21 protein-coding genes and 1 pseudogene are annotated in these 22,489 nt (G+C 61.7%); 17 read left to right on the top strand and 5 right to left on the bottom strand.

Going from position 1 to position 22,489, the window contains the following annotated elements; genetic code table 11:
* Positions 1 to 164: 164 nt before the first annotated feature.
* From BKA23_RS06910 to BKA23_RS06895, 5 genes are all read left to right on the top strand, one after another.
* Positions 165 to 548, top strand: coding sequence for a hypothetical protein (locus BKA23_RS06910; RefSeq protein WP_170226399.1), 384 nt, complete (start codon positions 165 to 167; stop codon positions 546 to 548).
* 153 nt (positions 549 to 701) lie between these two features.
* Positions 702 to 1,850: a hypothetical protein gene (locus BKA23_RS06905; RefSeq protein ID WP_145226701.1), complete on the top strand. Its 1,149-nt coding sequence runs from the start codon at positions 702 to 704 to the stop codon at positions 1,848 to 1,850.
* A 36-nt stretch (positions 1,851 to 1,886) separates the two neighbouring features.
* The gene (locus BKA23_RS17610) at positions 1,887 to 3,347 is read left to right on the top strand and encodes a hypothetical protein (RefSeq protein WP_170226398.1); all 1,461 of its coding nucleotides are present in this window, start codon (positions 1,887 to 1,889) and stop codon (positions 3,345 to 3,347) included.
* Complete coding sequence (locus BKA23_RS06900; protein WP_170226397.1) at positions 3,340 to 5,247, top strand: DEAD/DEAH box helicase; 1,908 nt, start codon at positions 3,340 to 3,342, stop codon at positions 5,245 to 5,247. The genes BKA23_RS17610 and BKA23_RS06900 overlap by 8 nt, the downstream gene beginning before the upstream one ends.
* Positions 5,244 to 6,170, top strand: coding sequence for a protein NO VEIN domain-containing protein (locus BKA23_RS06895; protein WP_145226697.1), 927 nt, complete (start codon positions 5,244 to 5,246; stop codon positions 6,168 to 6,170). The genes BKA23_RS06900 and BKA23_RS06895 overlap by 4 nt, the downstream gene beginning before the upstream one ends.
* A gap of 23 nt (positions 6,171 to 6,193) precedes the next feature.
* Here BKA23_RS06895 and BKA23_RS06890 read toward each other — a convergent pair whose 3' ends face one another.
* Positions 6,194 to 7,426: a hypothetical protein gene (locus BKA23_RS06890; protein WP_145226695.1), complete on the bottom strand. Its 1,233-nt coding sequence runs from the start codon at positions 7,424 to 7,426 to the stop codon at positions 6,194 to 6,196.
* A gap of 1,456 nt (positions 7,427 to 8,882) precedes the next feature.
* Between BKA23_RS06890 and BKA23_RS06880 the strand changes: the two genes are divergently transcribed.
* On the top strand, positions 8,883 to 9,419 hold the full coding sequence (locus tag BKA23_RS06880; protein ID WP_145226693.1) for a helix-turn-helix domain-containing protein: 537 nt from the start codon (positions 8,883 to 8,885) through the stop codon (positions 9,417 to 9,419).
* A gap of 43 nt (positions 9,420 to 9,462) precedes the next feature.
* Here BKA23_RS06880 and BKA23_RS06875 read toward each other — a convergent pair whose 3' ends face one another.
* Both BKA23_RS06875 and BKA23_RS06870 read right to left on the bottom strand, forming a co-directional pair.
* Complete coding sequence (locus BKA23_RS06875; RefSeq protein WP_145226691.1) at positions 9,463 to 9,720, bottom strand: helix-turn-helix domain-containing protein; 258 nt, start codon at positions 9,718 to 9,720, stop codon at positions 9,463 to 9,465.
* A 125-nt stretch (positions 9,721 to 9,845) separates the two neighbouring features.
* The gene (locus tag BKA23_RS06870; protein WP_211841610.1) at positions 9,846 to 10,994 is read right to left on the bottom strand and encodes a hypothetical protein; all 1,149 of its coding nucleotides are present in this window, start codon (positions 10,992 to 10,994) and stop codon (positions 9,846 to 9,848) included.
* 222 nt (positions 10,995 to 11,216) lie between these two features.
* Between BKA23_RS06870 and BKA23_RS18225 the strand changes: the two genes are divergently transcribed.
* Positions 11,217 to 11,435: an Lsr2 dimerization domain-containing protein gene (locus BKA23_RS18225; protein WP_425473771.1), complete on the top strand. Its 219-nt coding sequence runs from the start codon at positions 11,217 to 11,219 to the stop codon at positions 11,433 to 11,435.
* Positions 11,405 to 11,647: pseudogene (locus BKA23_RS18220) on the top strand (hypothetical protein); the annotation flags it as partial. The gene BKA23_RS18225 and the pseudogene BKA23_RS18220, both read left to right, overlap by 31 nt.
* Before the next feature lie 375 nt (positions 11,648 to 12,022).
* On the opposite strand, the gene BKA23_RS06860 reads toward BKA23_RS18220, so the two are convergent.
* Complete coding sequence (locus BKA23_RS06860; protein ID WP_145226689.1) at positions 12,023 to 12,268, bottom strand: hypothetical protein; 246 nt, start codon at positions 12,266 to 12,268, stop codon at positions 12,023 to 12,025.
* Positions 12,269 to 12,572: 304 nt separating this feature from the next.
* The gene (locus tag BKA23_RS06855) at positions 12,573 to 12,914 is read right to left on the bottom strand and encodes a hypothetical protein (protein WP_145226687.1); all 342 of its coding nucleotides are present in this window, start codon (positions 12,912 to 12,914) and stop codon (positions 12,573 to 12,575) included.
* Positions 12,915 to 13,995: 1,081 nt separating this feature from the next.
* Between BKA23_RS06855 and BKA23_RS06850 the strand changes: the two genes are divergently transcribed.
* The 9 genes from BKA23_RS06850 to BKA23_RS06810 all read left to right on the top strand — a co-directional run bounded on the left by BKA23_RS06850 (position 13,996) and on the right by BKA23_RS06810 (position 22,388).
* Positions 13,996 to 14,955, top strand: coding sequence for a helix-turn-helix transcriptional regulator (locus BKA23_RS06850; protein ID WP_145226685.1), 960 nt, complete (start codon positions 13,996 to 13,998; stop codon positions 14,953 to 14,955).
* A 156-nt stretch (positions 14,956 to 15,111) separates the two neighbouring features.
* Entirely contained in the window at positions 15,112 to 15,939 is an 828-nt protein-coding gene (locus BKA23_RS06845; RefSeq protein WP_211841608.1) for a hypothetical protein, read from the top strand.
* Positions 15,940 to 16,109: 170 nt separating this feature from the next.
* A complete protein-coding gene (locus tag BKA23_RS06840; protein ID WP_145226681.1) occupies positions 16,110 to 16,415 on the top strand; it encodes a hypothetical protein in 306 nt (101 codons plus the stop codon).
* A gap of 295 nt (positions 16,416 to 16,710) precedes the next feature.
* Positions 16,711 to 16,938, top strand: coding sequence for a hypothetical protein (locus BKA23_RS06835; RefSeq protein ID WP_145226679.1), 228 nt, complete (start codon positions 16,711 to 16,713; stop codon positions 16,936 to 16,938).
* 216 nt (positions 16,939 to 17,154) lie between these two features.
* Positions 17,155 to 17,352: a hypothetical protein gene (locus tag BKA23_RS06830; protein ID WP_145226677.1), complete on the top strand. Its 198-nt coding sequence runs from the start codon at positions 17,155 to 17,157 to the stop codon at positions 17,350 to 17,352.
* Positions 17,353 to 17,873: 521 nt separating this feature from the next.
* Entirely contained in the window at positions 17,874 to 20,144 is a 2,271-nt protein-coding gene (locus BKA23_RS06825; RefSeq protein ID WP_145226675.1) for a type IV secretory system conjugative DNA transfer family protein, read from the top strand.
* Between the two features lie 257 nt (positions 20,145 to 20,401).
* Positions 20,402 to 21,172 carry a replication-relaxation family protein gene (locus BKA23_RS06820; RefSeq protein ID WP_170226396.1) on the top strand — a complete coding sequence of 257 codons (771 nt, stop codon included), beginning with the start codon at positions 20,402 to 20,404 and terminating at the stop codon, positions 21,170 to 21,172.
* Entirely contained in the window at positions 21,169 to 21,792 is a 624-nt protein-coding gene (locus BKA23_RS06815; RefSeq protein WP_145226671.1) for an MT-A70 family methyltransferase, read from the top strand. Before BKA23_RS06820 ends, BKA23_RS06815 begins: the two co-directional genes overlap by 4 nt.
* Complete coding sequence (locus BKA23_RS06810; protein ID WP_145226669.1) at positions 21,789 to 22,388, top strand: antirestriction protein ArdA; 600 nt, start codon at positions 21,789 to 21,791, stop codon at positions 22,386 to 22,388. Before BKA23_RS06815 ends, BKA23_RS06810 begins: the two co-directional genes overlap by 4 nt.
* Positions 22,389 to 22,489 lie beyond the last annotated feature (101 nt).

Raw genomic sequence — 22,489 nt, 5'->3', positions numbered from 1 at the left:
GGCGAGATGCACAAGCCAGTGCCGGTGCCGGTGCTCCCACGGACCGCGACCTCGAGGAGGCTTTGTTCGTTGAGCTTGAGGGCGCGCTGGAGACTTTGTGCCAAGTCGCCGGCAGAGTGAGACAGGACCAGCTGGGCACGGCCGCTTGGCGTAACCACGCGGCTATGTCGCCAGAGAGCGAGATGCTCGCCGTACTCGCGGACATCGGCCGCGATGCACTCGATGAGGGGCGGCTCGCATACGCGGTCCGGCGGTTCAAGGGCCACCCTGCGCTGAACAGGGCACGGACTCCGGCAGACCGGGCCAGCGTCGCAGCCGTGATCGCCCTGGAGATTAATCTCAGACCCCTAAGCGTTCAATATGACCAAATACTCGATGAGTTCGGCCTCATCGGAGACGCAATGGGCTACGCGCTACTGCTCGTCGCGCACGGAGTTGAGGCCGCGGGGTACACGGGAGACCGGCTGATAGATGTTCTACGAAAGGCATGGCCCGAGATACGACCCAGCACCACATCCATCAGGCCAAACTCGCTCCCGCGTAGGTAGTCGTATATTCATGGCGCTCGCGATGCCTGACGGCAGCGTCGCTTGGTTAATCGAATGAACGCGTAGACGCGCACGAGCGACGCTTCACTTGACGACAATCCCGAAGGGTCCTCCTACACACCAACGAATCAGACGCACGGCAAGATTGGCTGCATGGTGGAGCATCAAGAGAAGCGGCGCGAGCTGGAACGCGAGCATGAGTCCGTGCTGTTGGCGGCTACCGGGAGATCGGATCTGATCGACGCGCTGCATTGGATCGCTGAAGGCCGATCCCTGTTGGATGTAGATAGCTCGAGCATCCTCGTCGCCGTCGTCGCGGCAGCAGACTCTGGGATCCAGGGCGCTGACAGCGCGCTCCGGACCGCAGTCAGGTCGGCGCTGCGTAGCTCGGTCGATACGAGCGCGGACCTCGTCCTCACCGACTCGATCGTGCCTCCGCACCGGTATCAGGCCGCCTTGGCCAACCTCGCACGCCGAACCCCAAGCGGAACCCTTTCCGACATCACAAGTGCGACCGTAATGGCAGCTCAGGCCGGCGACCCGCAGGTGATAGAAACTTTGGGGCTTGTAGCCGGCCTCAGTTGGCGCGATCTTCAATCCCGCTCACAGGCCCGGGGCGTTCCGCTCCCAGGTGACTCGCATGGGGTTTGGAACCCCAGCCAGGTTCTCGGGGCCTTCCGAGTCATTGACGACGTCGTGCGAGCACAGGTCAAGCCGCAGCTTGCTGGTGCCGTCGCAGCTCGACCTCTTGAACTACTGCTGGATGGCGCAAGCGGATGGGATGCGATCGAGAAGCTTCGTGCTGAAGGCGTAAGTTACGGGACGCTCCTCGCGCAACGGGACGTGGGTAGTGGGTGGAGCGCTCACCGAAACCGGAGCAACAACGAGATAAGCAGGCTCATGGTCAGACGTGTGCTCGGTGCGCTCTATGACCACCGCGTCGACTACTGGTCGACGGAAGGGAGCGAGCCTGTCGCGAGAGCTTTCCTCGGCGAGCAAGCCGGCGTGTCTGGCAAACCGCCCGGGCAACTCTCCGTGGTGACCCGCCGGAGAGACGACACCGCCGGCCTAGCAGTGCTTGTTGCGATCGCTCGAGACGGCGGGACGGCACGGAAGACGGCAGCCACGCTGCTCCAACTCCCCCAAAAGATCTCCATGCCAGCCGTTCTGGTCCTGTTCGGAACAGGCTGGGCAGACCGCGGGGAAAGCGACGACCTCGTCCGCGCTTACGGTGGCCGAATTTATACGGAGCGAACGCTCGACGCTCTCGCCAGCCTCGCGGCAAGTGTCGGTGTGGACTGAGATGCTAGTCCTTGAACGTCAGCACAGGAGAGGTGCATGAGCCAGGTATTCACAACAGCCACTCGAGAGAGTGCTATCCAAAACGCTATCGAAGCGGCCAAGCAGGCTGTCCCGACTGGCGGTGGGACCGCGGAGGAACTGCGGTGGAAGGGCGGAAAGCTGGTCCTCCCCGTGGCCACGGTCGACCTGGACATCGTCCTGCTGAGCCCACACAGCCACCGGATTAAGGCACAGCTGCAGTCATTGCCGCAGAGTGAGCAGGACCTCGTTGCCGCTGACCCGTATGGTTCACAAGCCCAGAGTCTGATCGCTCATCTGCTCCGCGAGACTCCCGGATACGAGCGCATCAAGAACGCCTTGGCCAACGATGGTCAGCTTTACGCTGGTGTGCTCACCACGGGGGGCGTGCTCGTCAATGCCAACACTCGCGCGGTCGCCCTCCGGGACCTACGCGAGCAGTACATCAGGGTGATCATCCTTCCGGCCGACGCGGGTCCGAAGGAAATCACCGAGCTTGAGTTGCAGTTGCAGATGGAGCAGGAGGTGAAGCAAGAGTACAGCTTCACCAGCCAATTGCTTTTCATTGAGGACCTCATCAACAGCGGCAACTACACCACTCTAAAGGTCGGACGGGCGCTTCGCCCGTCCCTGACGACCAGCAAGAAGGACACCAAAGCAGCAGTCGATCTGGTCGAGGGTGAACTTCGCTTGCTGAGCCTCATTCGCGAGATCGTGAGCACAAGCGATGGGGTTCTGAACTTTCTCTACTTCGATGACCAACGCCAGGCATTGATCGAGATTGACCAGGACTATCAGCGCCTGAAGAGCACGAAGCTGGAAGAGGCGGGCCGCGTGCGCGACGCGCAGTTGGCGGCGATGATCGCGGGCGTTGATTACCGCCGGCTTCGAGAGATCGACTCTAACCTTCTCGACAACTACGTTGTTCCGGCGCTTAATGAGTCCTCCGCCCTGGCGCCGCATGTCGAGACGCTGCTCGCAAGTCACGGTCTCAGAGCGACGCCAGCGACCGACGCTCCCGCCGGTGTGAGCGAATTCTTCGGCGACGACGAGGAAGACGCCAATACGGATGACGGCACGCCCAACTCGTTGACCCCGGACAAGCCGAGCCTGTCCGGGGTGTACACCTTGCTGGCCAAGACGAAGCCGGACGAGGACATCACGCTGCCGGACCCGGAGGTCGCCGACAGTACCGTGAATCTCCCTCGGGCGGTGGTCACTACGGAACTGTTCGGCGGCCTGACCACTGCGATCGAGAATAAGAAGCGAGACACCCGTCAGATCGACGACTTGACGGCACCGGTGGCGCACTTGAAAGAGGTAGCACGACTTCTCGATAAGGCCGCCGCCGCGTATGCCGACGTTAAAGACAGTCCCGGTTTCAAGCGCGCCAACTTCGAGGCCGCTGTACAGGAGTACGAGCGGGCGGCCGCATCATTCAAGTCCGTCGTTTTTCCGAGCGAGGAATCGGGTGACTGAATCAGCCGTTGTCGTCGACGCCGAGTCGGGGCCATCCCTCGGACTGGCCTTGATTGGCACCCCACCGTCAGTGCAGGCCACCCGCCTTGGCGACGTGCCCCAGGGGTTCTGGCTGCAGGTGCTCAGCGAATGGGGCTCCGACGGCGACAGCCCCGGTGAGCAGGTTGTACTTCCGCTTGAGCGGCTGTTGAGCAACATGGTCTGGCTTCGCACGGCCTGCCAGCGTTACGGCGTCGGAATCATCTCAACACCAGACCTCGACGGCATTCTGCACCAGACCCGTGCACAACGAAGGCTGCTGCAAGCGGCTCTCTCCTCCCCACAGCCGCTGGATGATTCCCAGGTCGCCAGAAGACTCGCCGGCACGCGTTTTGCACGGCCACTCCGCAGCTTCCAGATCCGCGATCTCGGAAGATTGCTGGGACTCGCCAACGGCGCCAACTTCTCTGTGCCGGGAGCAGGCAAGACGACGGTGGCCTATGCCGTATATGAGAGCGAGCGAGCCGCCGGTCGAGTTGAGCAGATGCTCGTCGTGGCCCCACTTTCAGCGTTTGACGCCTGGCAGAACGAGGTCGACGACTGCTTCCCCGAAGGAGAGCGGCCGGTCGTGGCTCCGCTCGTGGACCAGCCGCCGCAAGATGCTGAGGTGCTCGTCGTCAACTACCACCGCCTCGACAGTCGGTACGACACAGTGGCGGAGTGGGTAGGTCGCAGACCGACCTTGGTTCTCCTTGACGAGGCGCACCGCATGAAGCGGGGCTGGGATGGAACGTTCGGCAGCGCGTGTCTGAGCATCGCGTTTTTGGCTGCGCGCCGAGACATCCTTACGGGAACGCCAGCTCCGCAGAGTCCTCAAGATCTCGTCGCACTTATGGACTACCTGTGGCCAGGGCAGGGTCAAAAGATCCTTCCCGTCGACGCGCTCGTGTCGCCGCCACCGTCAGATGCTGGCGCGATGGTGGCCAGGGTGATCGCGCCATTGTTCGCCCGTACTCGTAAGAGCGAGCTGGGCCTCGACCAGCCAACGATGAGGGTGGTCGAGGTCGGACTTGATCCCCTTCAAGCAGAGATTTACAACGCTCTCAGGGACCGCTACGTGGGCTCGTTCGACGTCAGCATGACGGACCGCGCGAACTTCGCGAGCATGGGCGAAATCGTCATGTACCTCCTTGAAGCTGCCACCAACCCCCAGCTGCTCACCGCGGGTTCAAGTTCCGACGACGCCATCACGTTCCGGCACCCGCCGCTCGACGTTCCGCCCGGCAGCGCACTGTGGGATCTCCTGCAGGAGTACAACCAGTACGAGACCCCGGCGAAATTCCGCCAGCTGGCCGAGATGATCGAAGCTAACGCTTCACAGGGGCGCAAGACCCTTATCTGGAGCAACTTCGTGAGAAATCTTCAGGCACTTGAGCGGATGCTAGCGGTTTACCAGCCAGCCCTGATTTACGGAGGCATTCCGTCAGAGCTGACCGATCCCAACGCCGTACGGACGAGGGAGAGTGAGCTGGCTCGCTTCAGAACCGATCCGGCTTGTGCTGTTTTGCTGGCCAACCCGGCTGCGATGAGCGAGGGCGTCAGCCTGCATCAAGTCTGTCACGACGCCATCTACCTCGACCGCACCTTCAACGCGGGCCAGTACTTGCAGAGCGTCGACCGAATCCACCGGCTGGGACTCGCGCCCGGACAAGAAACCCGGATCACGTTCCTCCTCACCACTGGCACTATCGACGAAGTCATCGACTCGAGGATCAGGGAGAAGGCTGAGCGCCTCGGGGAGATGCTGGACGACCCCGACCTGAGCACAATGGCGCTGCCCTCTGACGAGAACTACGGACCGGCCTTGGACTCGACGGCCGACATGGTGGCCCTTTTCTCGCACCTGCGTGGGGACCTGTGAGCAACGCTGCCCACGAGAGCCGACCTGTACGGTCGACGCCGACGGCCTATCAACTGCAGGCCGCGGTCCTGGCAGGCCGCATTCTGGACGAAGCGGGAAACAGCGAAGCTTCTCTTGCCGTGAGCTATGACCAACTCGCCACGGGCGGCCTATACCGCTCGCAAGACCTGCAAGCAGGGCACGTCCTTCTTCAACGGGCGCACCTGGTAGTCATCAAAGACAGCAACCATGTGCCCACACCGACGCTGCTCAGCCTGTGCAGTCTGCCCGGTGATGTTGCCGCTGAGCTGCTTCTGCAAGAGCTGATGCTCGAAGAACCGCCGCTGTGGTTGTACGCAGCTGTCGTCGACGACGAGGTCCGGTGGGAGAACGTCCCAGAGGCCGACCAAGAGGCTCTGGAACAGGTGCTTGAGGATGCGACACGACGCGAGGCGCTCTTGATGAGCGTGGGGCGAACACTGGATGCTGTCCAGCTCGCCGAACAAGGAGCGCGGGGCGAAGAGTTCGTTGTGGAACTTTGCCAGGCCCACCTACGCGGGCGAGATCGGCGAGATCTGGCCGCCGCCGTGAGTCGGGTCAGTCTCCGCAGCGACGAACTGGGTTACGACGTCGCCAGCCCCGACACCACCGGCCATCGCCACCGCATTGAGGTCAAGACGACGAGCAGCGCCTCGGTGGGTCGTGTGGAGTTCTTCCTTTCGCGCAACGAGGCAACGGTAGGCGCGAGAGATCCTGGCTGGTCCCTCGTGGCAGTACGACGCAACCGCGACGACACCTTGGAGCTTATCGGCTGGTGTTCTTCGGTGAATCTTGTCCCGCACCTCCCACGCGACGTGTCGGCCCAGGGTCGATGGACGAATGTTCGACTCAGCATTGCCATCACGGATTTCCAACCGGGTCTCCCGCTAGACGCACATAGCTGAGCGTGGTGCAAAGGTCCCATGCGCTAGCTGGTGTCCAGACCATTCGAGCGACGGGCACGACGGGGCTGTAAGAACTCGGCGGAGGAAGTTGCCTCAAGGAACTCCTTCTGCCAGTTCGTATCCAGTTCACCCACGGCCAATACGTATTCAGCGATGATGCCGAGGAATTTCTCCTCGGCTGTATCACCCACGGTGGGTCGATGCTTAGCGACCGCGATACCGGACAGTGGGACTAAGTCCAATAACAGATCCAAGGTGCAAGCGCGAACGTTCCTCTTCGCATGATCTGTCTCGTTCTCGCTGTGAACGATCGTGCAGCCAACGGCCCGGAGCCCCGCGCTCTGTAGCGCCTCCAAGAGTTGCGCCCATGCTTGGGGATCACGATTCGCATAGCTAAAGATCAGGTGCCCGGCATCGCGCAGCAACCGTGCGGACTCCCGAAAGATCGAGGCAAGCAGCGCGGTATAGCTGCCAGCGGCGACGAGTTGTCCCGTAGCTCGGTTGACTACGGCATCTCCTCCTGATTCTGCCGACGTGAGGCCAGCCCATGCCTGCAGCGGCTGCGAAAGCTCCCCGTACTGCACGTCGTCGTGGTACGGCGGGTCAGTCAAGACCAGGTCGACCGAACCAGTGGGCAGGAGCTGCCGTTGGGAACTCCCGACGACCACGAGGACGTCGGGGCGTTCCAGCGACTGGCCATCGACATCCTGTCCGAGCAAGGCTGGAACCATTGGCGCACTGGCGGCGAGCGGGCCCGCAATTTGCAGCCCACCGCCGGTTCTCTCCTTGAGCCACTCCGCGGACTTGATCAGCTGCACGACACGCCGCAGAGTGGTACCTCGTCCACTTGTTGTGGTACCCCATGCGTTCGGTTCCACTGGAAGCGTCGTGAAGTTAAACCGGTGGCCAGCCATCGACTCGTAACTCTTTAGGTAGTACCGGTCCCATCGAGAAAGGTGGCCAGCCATCTCGGTGGAACCAATGATGGCGAGTTTCAGCGCGGCAACCACGTCAGCGTCAGGCGAGCAGCTAGATGCGAGTTCAAGGAGCTTCTCGACCATGGCGCGCTGGCGGCGCGGGTAGAGGTCTTCCCAGCTGCGGAATCCGTGGCGTCTGAGGACCGCGGTCTCCTGACCCTCCGGGATGGCGCCGAGTTGCATCCGCGGGTCCAGATGCATGGCCTCAGCGGCGGCCAGCTCGCCGGACGTCGGCAACGAAAGCTCACGTCGCCCACCGCCCGCGCGCTCCACCAGCACGACTTCCCACGTCAGGCCCGTTGCCCTCGCCCGGTCCTGAAGCCTGTCCTGGTGGCCACAAGGGCAAGTGATGACTCGCCTAGGTGTGTACGCACGAGCCGGATCTGTTAGCTCTCCGCAGGTCGAGCATGCAGCGACCATGTCCCGACGCCCCTTGAACAGATGGCCGTTTGGGCATGCCAGGAACGCCTCGGGGAGATTCCTCTCGACGCGACTCGTGAGACTCACGAGTGCATGCGGAAAGATTCGCCGGCCCAGACCACAGGCTGTGCATGGCGCGACAGCTACCCGGAATGTATGGCTCACGAGAGCTGGGGTTCCGTTCGTCAGGACAGTGCCGTAAGCCGCTTGTGCGCTCGTCAGCACCCGCTGAGTCAACGCAGCGATGCCCTCTCTCAAAGCTTCAGGATCTGGCAGAGCCAGCATCGACGCTAGACCCTGCGCCGCCCACGGGTTCAAGTCCTGGGCGTACACAGAGTGCCCGCGCATAACCGCTGCCAAGGGAATGACACCCCCGCCAGCAAAGGGGTCGCTGACGACCATCCGCCCAGGGCGGTCAACGCTAACCGCGTCGATGATCGATCCACTTACAGCCTCGGTCCGGCGAGCCCACCAGCGGTAGGTGCTTACGGGTGGCAGGTACACCTCACGATTCCGGACCTCGCGGCGTACCTTCACGCTGACGGCCTCAGCGTCAAAATGTCTAAGCGGGCTGTGAATCGTTGCGGCACGTGGCTCGTGGCTGGATCCGTTCCGGTCCGACGCCGCAGCGTGTGGTCTGGCCGAAGACCGCACCATCAGTGGTCAGCCTTTGTACAGTGGTTACGAACACTCGCAGGCGCGCCAGCATAGCTGCAGCCAGAGTGAGAGCACCGTTCCCAAACCCCCAACTGCACCGCATCGGCAGTAACCGAGTGTTCTGCGTCATACCCATGTGTGCGGAGCAATTGCGCTACAGAGCCGCCATACCTAGCGGCGAGCAGAGCCGCCTCAGCGATCTTGTCGTGCCCACGAGCAAAGAAAGCGCCGAGGGCGACTTCCTCTCCGCATCCGCACCAGCATTTACCCGTCGGTAGCAGACGTGAATGTTCGGCTGCAGCCACTTGAGCCACCTCACATCTCAGTTCGCGCAACCTTGATCGTGCATCTAGAAAGGATATCAAGGTCCCGGACCACCTTCGGGACCATGCTCCCGATCTGCAAGGGCGTGTCGGACCGCTGTGTCTGCGGCTCGGCCATCGGTTGAGGCCAAGGTCTCCGGTCACGTCACAGAAGCCCCAGATCTGGGCGCTCCGCTTCGGTTCCTCAGTTCGTGCCACCGGTAATGTGCAACGCTGCTCCACGACCTCAAGTCGGGGTCGTCACTCAACGCTCAAACCCGAGATATCAGCTTAGAATGCTACGACGAGCCGCTGAGTCCGCTGCCGACTATCCCCCGGCGCCTGCTACAAGGCCCGTGAAACCTCATCCCATCGCCTGGCGCTTCACTGATGACGAGCGTACCGCTTTGCTCGCGCGCTACAGCAGCGGTAAATCACCCTACGAACTTGCGACCGCATACGGGATCTCAAGACAGTCAGTCGTGGCACTGGTCAACCAAGCGGGTCCTCCCCGGCAGTACGTCCGTAAGTCCAAATATCCCGACGTGACAATTCATCATCCGGCAGACGCCGCGCCGTATTCTTCCAAGGCTGACCAAGTGATAGCCGTGCCGGCTGACGACGGCGGCGAAAACTTCGGAAGGCTTTCGAGGTACCTTCCGTTGATGGATGACTTCATCGAATCAGCTCGGAAGGTGCCGTTGCTTGGTATTGAAGCCGGTACTTGGATCTCATTCTTATGTCTCCACGCGGACAGTGCCGATCCTGAGTCAATAATCGAAGCGCTGCAGCGCCTCTTGGAGGCAAAGTCCGCGCCTGCTGCAGAGGACCAGGATGAGTGGATCATCACGTTGTTACACGAACTCGGCGATCTCACAGGATCGAGCGTCTAGTTCATTGCATCCAGCATTACCGACCGCGATCCATTTGTCAGTACTAATCATTGACAACGTGATGGAGCGAGACCTGCAGCGCGTCGCATAGCGCGAGCAGTGTCGTCAGCCGCGGATTCAAGGGTGTACCGGGCTTGGATTCGCCCTTTTCGAACTTCTGGTAGGTGTACGCCGAGATGCCTGCGCGGTGAGCGACTTCTTCCTGGCTAAGGTCGAGCGCCTGGCGGGCGCGCTGCAGGCGGATACCGATCTGGCGGGCTTTCTCATCCCACCCCTCAGGAAGTTCCTTCGCCCGCGCCACACGACCAACGTTGAGGCCGACCTTGGTTGCTCACCACCATACATGTATGGGAATCTCTGTTTGGGCATACACGGTGCCTATCGAACAAGGAGGACCTGACATGGCCGGTGGTGGCGACTTCACACTTACGCCGCAGTTGGACGATCGGCGCTGGTGGCAGCGTCTGCTGTCGCGGATTGCTCACTGACGAGCGTCCACACCAGGGTGAATCCAGCCCGTGGCAACACCCATCCAGGCAGCTCGGCGCTAATGACCTTGGCGTCGAGCTGCTTTGGGTACTGGTTGATCTCCGCCCGGCGAAGGCTGGTCACCATGTCCCCGATCGACAACCGAGCGATGTCGGCATCTGTGTAGTCGACGGTCAGCTTGACGTCTCTGCTCGGCTGGGCCAGCTCAAAGTACAAACGGTGGCCGCTCTGCGCCGTCACTACTCGGAACAGATGCTTGATGCGCACTGGCTGACCGGCCCGCACAAGGTCATCTCCGATGCGGACGCTGTAGGTCTGCCCAGACTTACGCGTACTACGTGAGATCTTCCGCTCGTCGCCATTGACGGTGAAGCTCAGCAGTTCAAAGCATTCGCGGGTAGCGGCGTCGAAGCCGGGTCGAGGTGTCATCAGCCATGTGCTCGTGGCTGGAACGTCGGCCATCAGGTCGGCATACTCATCACGATCCGACACACAGGCGAACTTGCGCACCGGGTGACTTGGCACCGTCGTGTACTCCCACTCAACTAAGACATCGAACAGAGGAGTGCCTGCGGCACTCCTCTCTACTGCAGTAGAGAGACGAATCGACACCTCGACGTCGTGCCACCGCTCAGGAGCACGGATCGCCTGATCGCGCACATCTTCGTAGATCTCTCTGGCGAACTGGGCATCGCCGAGTCGGAGACCCATGACATTGGTTGCCAAGCTGTCGAGCAGCTCGGGGGTGGCCACACGCTTCAAATCTTCCGGTGCGGCAGAAAATGCGCGCAGTACCGCGTCGATGTAGTCCGGTGTCATCTCTTTCAGGATCCGGCGCTGACGTTCCTCGTCCTTGTCGTCGCGTTCACGGCCAGTGACGAAGTCGAGCAGGATGCCGAGCGCCCCGGTGAAGATGGCGGCATCGCCGAGCGAGTTGACGGCCGACACCAGCAGATGGTTGGCGTTGTTACTCGAGAGCCAGTCGCCCAAAATGTTGCAGAGAAGACCAGCGATCACGAGCGCGGTACCCACTATGGTGAGCTTAAGGCGATAGATCTTAGCTTTTGATGATTCTTTTTCTGCCATATACTACAACTATTTTATGACAGACTAGGCGACGCAACAATAGTAATTTGCTCGATACCCCTAGGGAAGAGTTGACCTCACCCGCATTGGTCGTGGAAACCTGAGAACCGACACAAAACATCGAACCGAAGGACGCCTATGGCTCAGCCCGTGCAGGTAGTTATCGTTGACGACATCACTGACGAAGAAGTCACCGGGAGTAGCAAGACTGTTTAGTTCTCCCTGGATGGGGTGCAGTGCGGGATCGACCTGACCGGCACCAACGCCTCGAAATTGCGCGACGCCCTGAAGCCCTACATCGAGCATGGACGGTGTGTTGGAGGTCGCAAGACCAGCAGCACAGCAGCGGCACGGCGATCCACCAAGACAGACCCATCGCAACTGCCGCCATCCGGAAATAGGCACGAAGCGCTGGCTACAAGGTCTCCGACCGGGGTCTGATTTCCAAGGAGATTGCTGTGGCCTTCCAGGCGGCACACTCACTATCAGCTCTCCCTATAAGTGCACGACCCTGTCGGAGACCTGGCCTTGTTACCTGTCAGGAGAATCGATGTAGCCAACCGACTATGAAGCGAGCGAAATCTTCAAGGACCCGTGATTACCCGGCGCAACAAACAAGGGGCACTGTTCCCCATGCTCAAGCCTGTACCTGATCTGATCTCAAAAAGAACGGCCCAGGCCGTTCGCCTTGAAGTGGATGGGACTTACCCGAATTCGGCACATCATGCTAACGTTGCCCGGCGCACAAGATTGCACTTACCCAACACTTTCATATGACTACTCGCAACCATATGGTAATCTAATGCAATTTCACTTCAGGCATCGAATAACGCGTCATTAGTGCAACTTGTCGAGTTGCGAAATAAGCGAGCTAGTACCTTATTCGCATGAAGTCAGAAGTTTCGCGCCCGAATCATTCGATTTTCCGGACCGGAGACTAGGCGTGCAGTGAGTCTCCAGTTTGAGGGCGCAAGACCGAGGCATCGTAGGACGCGATACGACCAATTCCTCGGTGCAACCGGTCCCATTTAGCCGATATTATCAAGTCCCTCTACAAACGTGTCCCGCAGCATCTCCAAGTACGGCGAAGAAGCAGGTGACGCTTCTTTTATCTCGCTCAATGCAGCATCAACGTCACGCAGCAAGGTTTCCGACCTCGCCTTACGCTCGTCACGATACTTGGCATTTAGCTCCGCGAGATCTGCTTCGTATCTCGCGCGGAGCGAGTGTTGGAGTGTGTCGTGGTATTCAATATTTAGTTGTTCTTCACGCATCTACGTAGATTTCCCTGAGGCGGCAGCCTTGTTAACGTTTATTCCTAATTAAGATATTATCACATGTCAAGTAGAAGGCAAACGAGAATCCAGAGTACCAGGAGAACAATAGCTATTCCCAAAATAAGGAAGAATAGGAACTTCAACATCATCCATATGAGCGGCCAAAGGATTATAAATAACAAGACTGCCGTGACCCCACATGCCGCCAGCGTAATCCAAAGCAGATTACGCCTCTGGAGCTCAATTGCCCAGACGTAGATGTGTGACCGTGCACTGATGGCAAGTCTTCGGCGGAGGGACACTACCGTTGCTGTCCGGAATCAGGGCCATCGGTATCGTTCTTTGCATCAGAAACATAGTCGTCAGCACGAATAAACCCGTTGGACAGTGCAATGTCGGTAATAAGATCCCGGCCATCGGCCTGCGCCTTTGCAAGCAGTGGCTCTAGAAACTTGGCTATGCGCGCGTCCGACTCACTTTGTACTCTTCGCGCGAACTGTGCCGTGGCGGTTGCCTGCTCAATAGCAGCCCGATCCCGAGGGTCTAGATCTCGATGACTCACCTCGCGAGCTGCATCGCGCGCGACGGCATCTCTATCGATACCTGCCTTCTGGCCGTTTGATGTTCCAGCCGCAGGAATCACGCTTCCGGACCGCCTGTGAAATCTCTTCCTCACTCCATCCCCCGAAGGTAGCGATCACGTAGGCGTCGTATAGTTGTGTCTTCTGGGTCGCGTCCAGCGGCTCTCAGGACTCTTGCGGCACCCTCCACCTCCGCGACGACCGTCTTGCCGATTTCATCCATACCACGCATCCGACGCCTGTTGCCGATCGACGCCATTAGGCCACTTGCAACACCTCCGATCGCGCTGCCTGACGGATTTACGGCCGACGAAATTTCTTTACTCACCCGAGATTCCTCAGATCTGGTCGGCGATACCGCGCGCGCCCTTTTCGATCATCCGACGAGCTAGTTCTCCGATGTAAGGGTCATCTCCGACGATGTCATCGACAGCATCTACGGTGTTCCTGATAACGGCCGCGCCATACACTGTGCGCTCACCCTTGTTCCGTTGTTCTGTCAGCCTTCGCCGATGGTCCTTTTCTTGCTCCCGTGCTTGACGAACAGCGTCAACCCGAGCCTTGCGCTCCACAGCGCTACGTTCCCGGCGCTCTCCCCAACTTCGGGGCCCATCCGGGACGTTATCCCTCCCCGGCAGGGACAACTCACTACCCATGGCTGCGTCGCTTTCGTTCCGAATAGAGTTGGTCTAAACGTTGCTGATCTCGGGCCGTTCGCTCTTGCCGGGCAGCCCACGCGGCGTCAGCGGCAAGTTTCAGTTCGCGGCTGGCGAGAGTGTCTGCGAGCCGAGCCTCAGCTTCGGCTCGACGTGCCGAAGCGCGCATGAACTCTAGGTCGTTTGAACTTGTTGCCGCTCGCCCTGAGGCGGATGAACCACCGCGTGCGGCTCGACCAGATTCTGGCACTATTGTTTCTTCCCGCACTCCGAGCAGTGCTCAGTATTGTCATTCCAGGTCTCAATCGAGGCCCCGCAACAAGAAGATAGACCGTCGGACATTTCACACCACCAGGAATTGAGCGATTGTGGTCGGCGACGTTATGTCGTCCATTCGGAAGGGTGCCACAGATTCACTCGGCCGAGCAGCAGCTGGCTGAGCCGGGTAGCCATTGGCTACTGTCGTCATGACGGCTACATTTCGAGCATGCAGCCTCCAGCCCTGCCGGAGCCTCTCTCTGCTCGAGAGCGCTCGACGCTTCGCCTCGCACTGGTGCGCTGGGCTGACCTGCCACAGCGGGCGAGCGCTGTGCGGATCTGGGACGAGTGCCGGGTTGCGCTTGCCCAGCTCGTTCGGCTCAACGTCTGCTACGTCGTCGCCATTGACCCGGTCCGTTGCACTCACACGATCGAGCACGTCCACCATCCGGCTGCCGGTGCGGAGACCGGCATCGTTGGCGGACCGTACGGAGCGCATGGCCTGTGCGCCCGGCTGCTCAGCAGCAATACGGACTACCGCTACGACGAGGATAACGGGCGAGTCTTCCGCACGGGATTCGCGCATCTCGATGAGTTCAAAGCTCGTGACGCCGCTGCGGTTCACATCTATCGGCCGGACGGCAGCCTTTATGGCGGGTTCGTCGCGTCATCGCTCATCCCACGCCAGTTCACGCCCCACATCAGGGAGGTCATGAAGTGGCTTGCTGCGAGCGCCGCAATCTACCGTCTGTCGCCATCCAGGCGGTTCGAACCGCTGCTTTACTATCCCCAGCTCGAAGAAGGCGAGCTTGTCAACTGGGTGGTCGACACCTTGGCCGCAATCCGAAGCTCCATCCATGTGGCTAGCGCGCACGTCAGGAACGACGCCGCAGAGGCGGCACTTGGTTTCCTGAAGGAGGCAGACGCACTCTGCTTTGACGCGCAGGGATACGCGGCGGCCACTTACGGGTCCTCAACCGACCTGGCAAGAAAACTGACCGCTCGCGAGAGACAGGTCATGGCGCTGCTGGCAGCCGATACAACTGGTCACCTCACCAACGCCCGGATCGCCGAGCAACTCGGCACCAGCACCGCCAACGTCAAGAAGATCGTTGCCAGCGCTATCGGCAAGTGTGAGGTCAGGACCCGACATGACCTTCGGCGGTTGGCCTTCGCACTACGGTTATGACGCGCGGGATGGCTTAAGTGGTTGCCCTTTGGAGCAAAAGCCAAGACTCAGGATGGGTGTGTGTCGCGCGGCCTCGGCTGGGATTCGGCTGCGTTGAGTTTGTGGCGGTCACCACCGCAGCGCGTACATGTTCGGGTCCAGGCTACCGTTTGGCGAGTGACGCCTGATCCGCTGCAGCAGGAACTGCTTCGGTGCCTGCGCGCTGTTCGTCGGGGTGGAGGGCTGCACGCGGCTGCGGATTTGGTGGGCCAGGGGGCGCTCGTCCGCGTTGTCGGGATGGGGAGCCAGGATCAGGCGTTCACCACGGTCGTTGACATGCTCAAGCACCACGCGGCAGAGCCAGAGGGCGAAATTCGCGCCTATCTCGAAACGTGTGGGCTGGTGTCTGCCGGTGACACGCTCGAGAAGCGTCTGCGCTCGTACGCGGAGACGCATTTCGTGGACGAGCGCACGGCTCGACGTCGCAGTGACCGTGGTACCGAGGCACTGGCCACGATTTTCCGTGACGAGGTGCTGTTCTTTCGCCCGTGGGGTCACCTGACGATCTACCAGACCGGCCCGTTGGTGTTCCCGGTCATTGCGCTGCACATGGATCCGGGATCGGAATATCGCGAGCCAGCGGTGTGGATCAACGACAAGTTGCAGGATCTTCCGTTCGAGTTCGAGGACCCACCAAGCCCTGCCACCGAATACGTGCGCGCCGGCTGGCAACTGAAGCCAGTGGTCTTGCAGCCAAGTGCCAAGTGGCTCTTCAAGGTCGACGTTGAGTGGCGGATGGGCGTCTGGCCGCAGTGGGTGCTCGGCAGCCAGATGGCCGACAACCGCCTGGTCGCCAAGATCCAAACCCAGCGCAACTTCATGACCGAAGCCACCGTCACCTGGGGCAGCTGGCCGGGCTACAACGACGTACCTCGCACTCCACCGTTTGCGTCCTTCCCGCCACCGCCGAAGTCCGACGCTAGCGAGGGGCCGTCGACGACGTAGTTCGCAGCCACTGCGATGCCGCCGTGGTCGCCAAGATCGGCTCCACCGGTGTCAGTTTTGTGTCAGTGACTCGCCACTGTTGCCTCGCTTAGCGTCGCTTCCAAGTTACCGATCACATCAGTAACAGCGTTCAGCTGCGGCGGATCGAGACTTGGGAAGGAATCCGGCACATGTCAAACGAACTCGAACGCTGGGCGGACACCCGCCGCAGCCTGGTACCGAGCAAGGAAGAACGGCAGCACACCCGGGCTGTGGGCAACCTCATCCGCGAGACCAAGTTCAACGGCCTCAAGGTGGATGCTGAAGCGGCCCTGACCGGCCGCATCATGGAACGGGCCGTGGATCTAGACAACTACCGGCGTCAGTTGGCCAACGGTGACCCGGTTCTGGACGCTGTGCTCAGTCGTATCGAAGTCGGCTTCGTTGACAAGGCACAGCGCATCCAGCGCAACTTCGGATCCGAGTTCCTGTCATGAGCGGCCTGCTGCTTACCCTCGCGACTGGAGCTGCCGGCGGAACTGCAGCCCTGTCAACGCAGGTGGTCATCTCAGCAGCAACGCGACGGATTCATCGACGCCACCCCACCCCTCCAATGAGGTCAGCCAACGGAGGGAATGGACCGGACATCTCGTTGTACGCCAACAGCCGACAGGCTGACGTCGCCGCGTACGGTGATCACCTCGCAGGCGGGAACACCCACCTGCGGGAACACCTGCGCCGCTTCGAGAAGCCGAACGGCCAGCAGCAGTACCGGCCTGGTGAGCGCCCGTGGTGAGCTTCTTGATCACGATGGGCGAGGTTGTCGCTGTCGGTGCCAGCATCTTCGGCGTGCTCTACCTGTTGATCTGCGGATGGGTCACCTTTGATGATCGCCGCAGCGAACGAGGTGTCGTGCGTGATCTGCACCGCGCTGACACCGACCTCTCGACGGCGCTTCGCAGCGCGAAACGTCAGATGAACCGGGCCGCAGGTCACAGCTGGCGCAACCCGTTCGAGTAGTCCAGTCGATCTGGGCGCCCCGGAGGCGCCGCGTTGCACCGCGGCGCCTCCGGGGACTTTCGGACCATCAATGTCACTCACTCCCACGAAATGGATTACATCTATGTCCACTTCGAACCGTACCGATATCTGTGCAGGTTCTGACAGCTCCGCGAAGGCGTTAGGGGTTATTGAGGCACCTGGTCAACCGACAGCTGGGCCATCGGAAGGAACGTCATGAGCGGCGACCGGGATCCGAGCAAGTTACTCGACCGGATCGTCAGCTGCTGCTTCGCGGTGTTGCTTGGCGCCATAGCCCTTTACGGCGCGGTGCGACTTATTGCGGCTGTGTTCTTGCCGCTGTGCATCGGTGTCTGCGCCATGCTGGCAATGATCGGCGTCTGGCTGCTGGTGCGGCGCGGGCGTGGCTGGTAACGCACAAAAGTCACTATTGTATTGACGGGGAATTTCGTTCACTGCGTATCTTTTCGCGGCCGTCCGATCGGTGATGTGAAATGCACATTTCCTATTGACCGTTCAGCGCGTTGGACGCATAGTGAAAGACACGCAGTTCGTGCAGCGTACTGAACGACTCGCATTCGTTCCGCCGCATCAGAATTGATTTCATCAACCACACTGAAAGGAGGGTGTATTTGTCATGCCAAAAAATCCTAAGAAGCACGGAGAAGCACACGATCGGCAGAACACTGGATCAGCTTCTCCTCCCCCGACTGCTCGCCGCACCGTCCGGGCGTATCGGGGCAAGCAGCGGCACATCAGCGTTCGGGGTGAACTCCGCAGCGCACCCGATGTACAGAAAATCGCGAGGGCGGTCATCACGATGGCGATGGCGCAAGCTGAAGCCGAAGCGCAGCAGCAAGCCGGTCGCGCAGCAGCACCCGGTGAAACGGCTCCGCTCACTGCCGACAGCACCAGCGACCGTCTGGAGCAGGCGGATGACTAGACCCTCCTCCGTATGGCGCGAGCTGCGCTTCACTGAAGCGCTCTCGCCGGATGCCGTCCGTGCGCTGTTCCTCGGTCTGGCTGCACTGGCTCGGCAACCCCGGCTGGTGTTGGAAGTCATCGGGACCGGCGGGACGCTGCGGTGGCGGCTCGGTGCGGACGATGACATCGCGCTGCGGAAAGCGCTGCACGTGGTCCGCACGCACCTGCCGACGGTGCTGGTTTCTTCGACCGATGTCTCGCTGCCGTCTGGCATGGATTCGGTTCAGGTGGCGGCGACGCTGCGGATCTCACGGCACCGCCAGCGGCCACTGCGTGCCGATGCCGCTGCCGAACAGTCCGCGGTCACCCGCAGTCTGCTGGCAGCACTGACACAAGCTGGCACGAAGGAGGTGCTGCGGTTCCAACTAGTGCTTGGGGTCCGTACCTGGCCCCGCACCGTGTCGGGAGCGAATGGTCAGAAGGCACCAGTGGACGAGGTGGCCAAGCTCGGGCAGCACGGCTTCGGCTGCTGCATCCGAGTCCTAGCCGCCTTCGGTTCTAAGGAGCGTGCCGGTCACCTCATCGGGCAGGTCGGTGCCGCGCTGCGTGGGCTCGAAGCCCCCGGCCAAGCAGTTCGCCTGCTCAACTGCAGCCCGAAATCCGTCACCTCGGTGTCATCCCCATTCTTGTGGCCGCTCAGCTTGAGCGTCGCAGATCTAGTGCCGCTCGGCCTGCCCGTCGCCGCCACACCGGATACCCCATTACCGGGGCTGCGCCCCAGGCACCCACGGCTGCTGCCAGCAACGAAACAACACCCCTCATCGGGCGGCATCTGCTACGGGACCAGCACGGTGGCCGCCGAACACGGTGTCGACCGGGAGATCCATCAGGGGCTGCGCGACGGACTGCAGCACCGGCACATCCTGGGTCCGACCGGGGTCGGGAAATCGACGCTACTGGCGCAGCAAATCCTGCACGACATCGACGCCGGCCTGGGGCAGATTGTCATCGACCCGAAAGCGGATCTGGTGACGGACCTGCTGGCCCGCATCCCCGAGCATCGCCGAGCAGATGTGGTGGTGCTCGACCCGGGTTCAGCGCGACCCGTGGGGTTCAACAGCTTGGGCAGCGTCAGCACCCCGGCGGAAGCGGACCTGGTCGCGGATCAGATCGTCACCGTCTTCACCTCGCTGTTCGGGACCGGCCTCGGACCACGCTCCACCGACCTGCTCCATTCCTCCGCGCTGAGCCTGGCCCGGTACCGACTCACGGGTGGGCAGGCATCATTAGCGCTCATCCCACTACTACTCACAAATGTTGGACTCCGCCGCAAAGTCGTCGCAGCCGTAGCACCTGGTGATCCACTCGGGCTCGGCGCCTTCTGGGCCGAATACGACGCCCTCAGCGACGACGCCCGCGCCGTCATCATCCGGCCGCTCATGAACAAACTGCGCACCGTGCTGCTGCGTCCGAGCCTGCGCGCCGTCATCGGGCAACTCGAACCAGGCTTCCGGATCGAGCAGGTCTTCACCGAGAACAAGATCCTGCTGGTCCGGCTCGGGAAAGACCGCATCGGGCACGAAGCCGCCTCGCTGCTCGGCTCGCTCATCGTGGCCGACGTCTGGCGCGCCGCGCTGACCAGGTTGCAGGTCCCCGCCAGTCAGCGCACCCAGGTCGGCCTCGTCGTCGATGAAGCCCAGGACTACGTGCGACTGAACAGCCCCCTCGACGATGCCTTAGCGCAGGCCCGGTCCCTCGGAATGGGCGTCACCCTGGCTCACCAATACCGCAAACAACTCGGCGGGCTGCTGCCCGGTGTCGACGCCAACACCGGCAGCAAGATCGTCTTCCGGCTCTCCGGCGACGACGCTAGTGCGACCGCGCACCTGTTCGGCGACAAGCTCCTGGTCGCGGACGACTTCGCCACGTTGCCGCGCTACCACGCGTACGCCCGACTGCTGGTCGACGGCTCCACCGCGCCTTGGGTCTCCCTGACCACCCGGGTCCTACCCGCCCCGATCCGTGACCCCATCGAGTTGCAACATGCGTCGGAGACGACCTTCGGGCACCCAGCCCAGGACACCGAAGCCGCCCTGATCGAACTGACCACGCCCCGAGGTGCCACTGCCACGACACGCGGACCCAGCGCACCTGGTCAGTCGGGGGCGGCACCACTGGGCCGGGTACGCCGAGCCCCAACACCGCCACCCACCACAGGCGACGCATCAGACGACGCGGCACCCCGAATCAACCACCGCACACGAAAGGAGGACGACCAATGAACACCAGAAATGAAACCAACGACGGCACAAACGGCATGCCTGCCAGTAACCAAAACAGTCCGTTCGTCCGTCCGATCCCTGCGTCCCCGAATACAGCATCGTCCGACGTCACCGCCCTTTCCCAGGGGTCTTCGCCCGCGAATACTTCGCCCCCTACAGGGGCGAAGGCGGCGCCCGGTCGACGAGTCATCGGGCGAGCCGCTGGTGCGAGACTCCGCACGGAACTCGTCGAGCGCGACAACGCCATTCTGACGATCTTGGGCACCCACCGCTTCCTCTCGACGCATCAGGTGCAGCAGTTCTGCTTCCCCACCAGTAATGAGCTGCGCCTCGATTCAGCCGCCCGCGTCACCCGCCGCGCCTTACTGCGGCTGCGACTGTCCGGAGTGGTGCAGCCCGTCACACCACGCCGTGTCGGAGGCATCGAAGCCGGGTCAGGCGTGCAGCTATGGCAACTCACCAGTGCCGGGCACCGACACGCCGCCGAACTGCAACCACCCGGCTGGCGCTACCGCAGCGGCAGCCAACCCAGCAGCCGATTCGTCGCCCACGAACTCGCGATGGCCGACGCGCACCTGGCCGCCATGACCGCTGCCACTGCAATGAACGCCGCCCTACAAGTACGAATCGAGAAGCACGCGACGCGGCTCTACACCGGCCTCGGCGGCACAGCACTACGACTCATCCCTGATCTCGAGCTGCGCTTCGCCGGCCACGACACTGAAGGCAGCTACGACGATCACTGGTTCGTCGAAGTCGACATGGGCAGCGAATCCCTCCCAACACTGCTACGCAAATGCGAGCAGTACGAGGCGTACTACCGCTCCGGCACCGAGCAATCCACCAATGGTGTCTTCCCGCTCATCGTCTGGGTACTGCACGGACCACGCGCCCAGCAGCGCAAAGACGAACTGATCAAACGCATCACCACGCTTGCAGCACGCGGCCAACTCACCAGCCAAATCCATCGCGTCGCCACCACCGAACAGCAACTCCACCAACTGCTCGTCACCGGAGGCGCCACATGAGCGTGCCAGCACCAACACCACCAGCAGCACCGAAGTACCGCACGATCCTGGCCGACCCGCCCTGGGACATCCAGCAGAAGGGTAAGCGCGGCGCCGGGGAGCACTACCAACTCATGACCCTCGAGCGGATCACAGCGATGCCGGTCGCGGACCTGGCCGCCGACGACGCGCACCTGTGGTTGTGGGTCACTAACGCCACCCTCCGGCACGGGTACGACGTCGCCGAAGCGTGGGGGTTCACCGTCCGCTCACCGCTGACCTGGATCAAGTTCCGCCTCGGCCTGGGCAACTACCTGCGCAACTCGACCGAGCACCTGCTGTTCGCCACCAAAGGCACCGCACCCGTGCGGTTCCGGTCACAGCCGACGTGGATCCAGGCACCAGTCCAAGACCACTCCCACAAACCGGAAGAGCAGTACGCCCTCATCGAACGGATCTCGCCCGGACCCTACCTCGAACTGTTCGCCCGCCGGCAACCCCCGCACACCTCAGGGCGAGATCGGTGGCATGTCTGGGGCAACCAAATCCACAGCGACATCCACATCCCCGGCTATCCGGTACCCAACAACAACGGCAGCAGCGAGCCGATCACCAAGACCACGAAAGGAGGAACACCATGAACGAATACACCCCACGCCACAGCAGACACCACCACGAAGACAGCCACGAGACGCAACAGTCCACGCGTCGTGACGACGAACCCGCCGTCGGGTTCGACCCCGAGCACCTACCGCCGCAGCCGAGTATCTGGGTCGCCACCGGCTCCGAGGCGATGACCGGGCAGTGGATCGACGCCACCCTCGACCCCGACCAGCTCAAGGTCGCGCTCGACGGCCGCGACATCTACGACAGCATCGGGTTCGGCGACTTCCACTTCCGACCCGGTGACAATCCGCAGCTCATCTCTACTATCGCCCGTGGTATCCGTGAGTACGGCGAGCCCTTCGCGTATTGGGCGCACCTACACGACGGCGACCCCGGCATGCTCGCCAGCTTCGAGGACGCCTACCTCGGCGACTACGCCACACCCGCCGACTGGGCACTGGCGATCACCGACGCGCAGAACATCCTGAACGAACTACGTCTGGACATCGGGGATCTCGTCGAGTTCTTCCACTTCGACGCCGATGCCTTCGTTGAGAACGCCGTGGATGACGGGCATGTCTGGATCGAACGCCGTGACGACGGCCGCTGCTGGGTCTTCAGAACGACCTGACTCTGTCGTCACTGTCCCCGGGCACCTGCAGCCACTCGACCCGAATCCCCAGGTCGAGGGCTGCACCACCCCGAGGACGGTGGCCCGCTCAAACGCCACGC

The organism is Rudaeicoccus suwonensis, assembly GCF_007829035.1.
GTDB lineage: Bacteria > Actinomycetota > Actinomycetes > Actinomycetales > Dermatophilaceae > Rudaeicoccus > Rudaeicoccus suwonensis.
The sequence above is the reverse complement of the archived record's forward strand: the minus strand, read 5'-3'. Positions and strand labels throughout refer to the sequence as shown.

Coding starts and splice junctions, on each gene's coding strand:
- BKA23_RS17610 (WP_170226398.1), top strand. CDS start 1,887: ATGAGCCAGGTATTCACAACAGCCACTCGAGAGAGTGCTATCCAAAAC.
- BKA23_RS06870 (WP_211841610.1), bottom strand. CDS start 10,994: ATGGCAGAAAAAGAATCATCAAAAGCTAAGATCTATCGCCTTAAGCTC.
- BKA23_RS06860 (WP_145226689.1), bottom strand. CDS start 12,268: ATGCGTGAAGAACAACTAAATATTGAATACCACGACACACTCCAACAC.
- BKA23_RS06905 (WP_145226701.1), top strand. CDS start 702: ATGGTGGAGCATCAAGAGAAGCGGCGCGAGCTGGAACGCGAGCATGAG.
- BKA23_RS06850 (WP_145226685.1), top strand. CDS start 13,996: ATGCAGCCTCCAGCCCTGCCGGAGCCTCTCTCTGCTCGAGAGCGCTCG.
- BKA23_RS06830 (WP_145226677.1), top strand. CDS start 17,155: ATGAGCGGCGACCGGGATCCGAGCAAGTTACTCGACCGGATCGTCAGC.
- BKA23_RS06810 (WP_145226669.1), top strand. CDS start 21,789: ATGAACGAATACACCCCACGCCACAGCAGACACCACCACGAAGACAGC.
- BKA23_RS06840 (WP_145226681.1), top strand. CDS start 16,110: ATGTCAAACGAACTCGAACGCTGGGCGGACACCCGCCGCAGCCTGGTA.
- BKA23_RS06910 (WP_170226399.1), top strand. CDS start 165: ATGTCGCCAGAGAGCGAGATGCTCGCCGTACTCGCGGACATCGGCCGC.
- BKA23_RS06825 (WP_145226675.1), top strand. CDS start 17,874: ATGACTAGACCCTCCTCCGTATGGCGCGAGCTGCGCTTCACTGAAGCG.
- BKA23_RS06815 (WP_145226671.1), top strand. CDS start 21,169: ATGAGCGTGCCAGCACCAACACCACCAGCAGCACCGAAGTACCGCACG.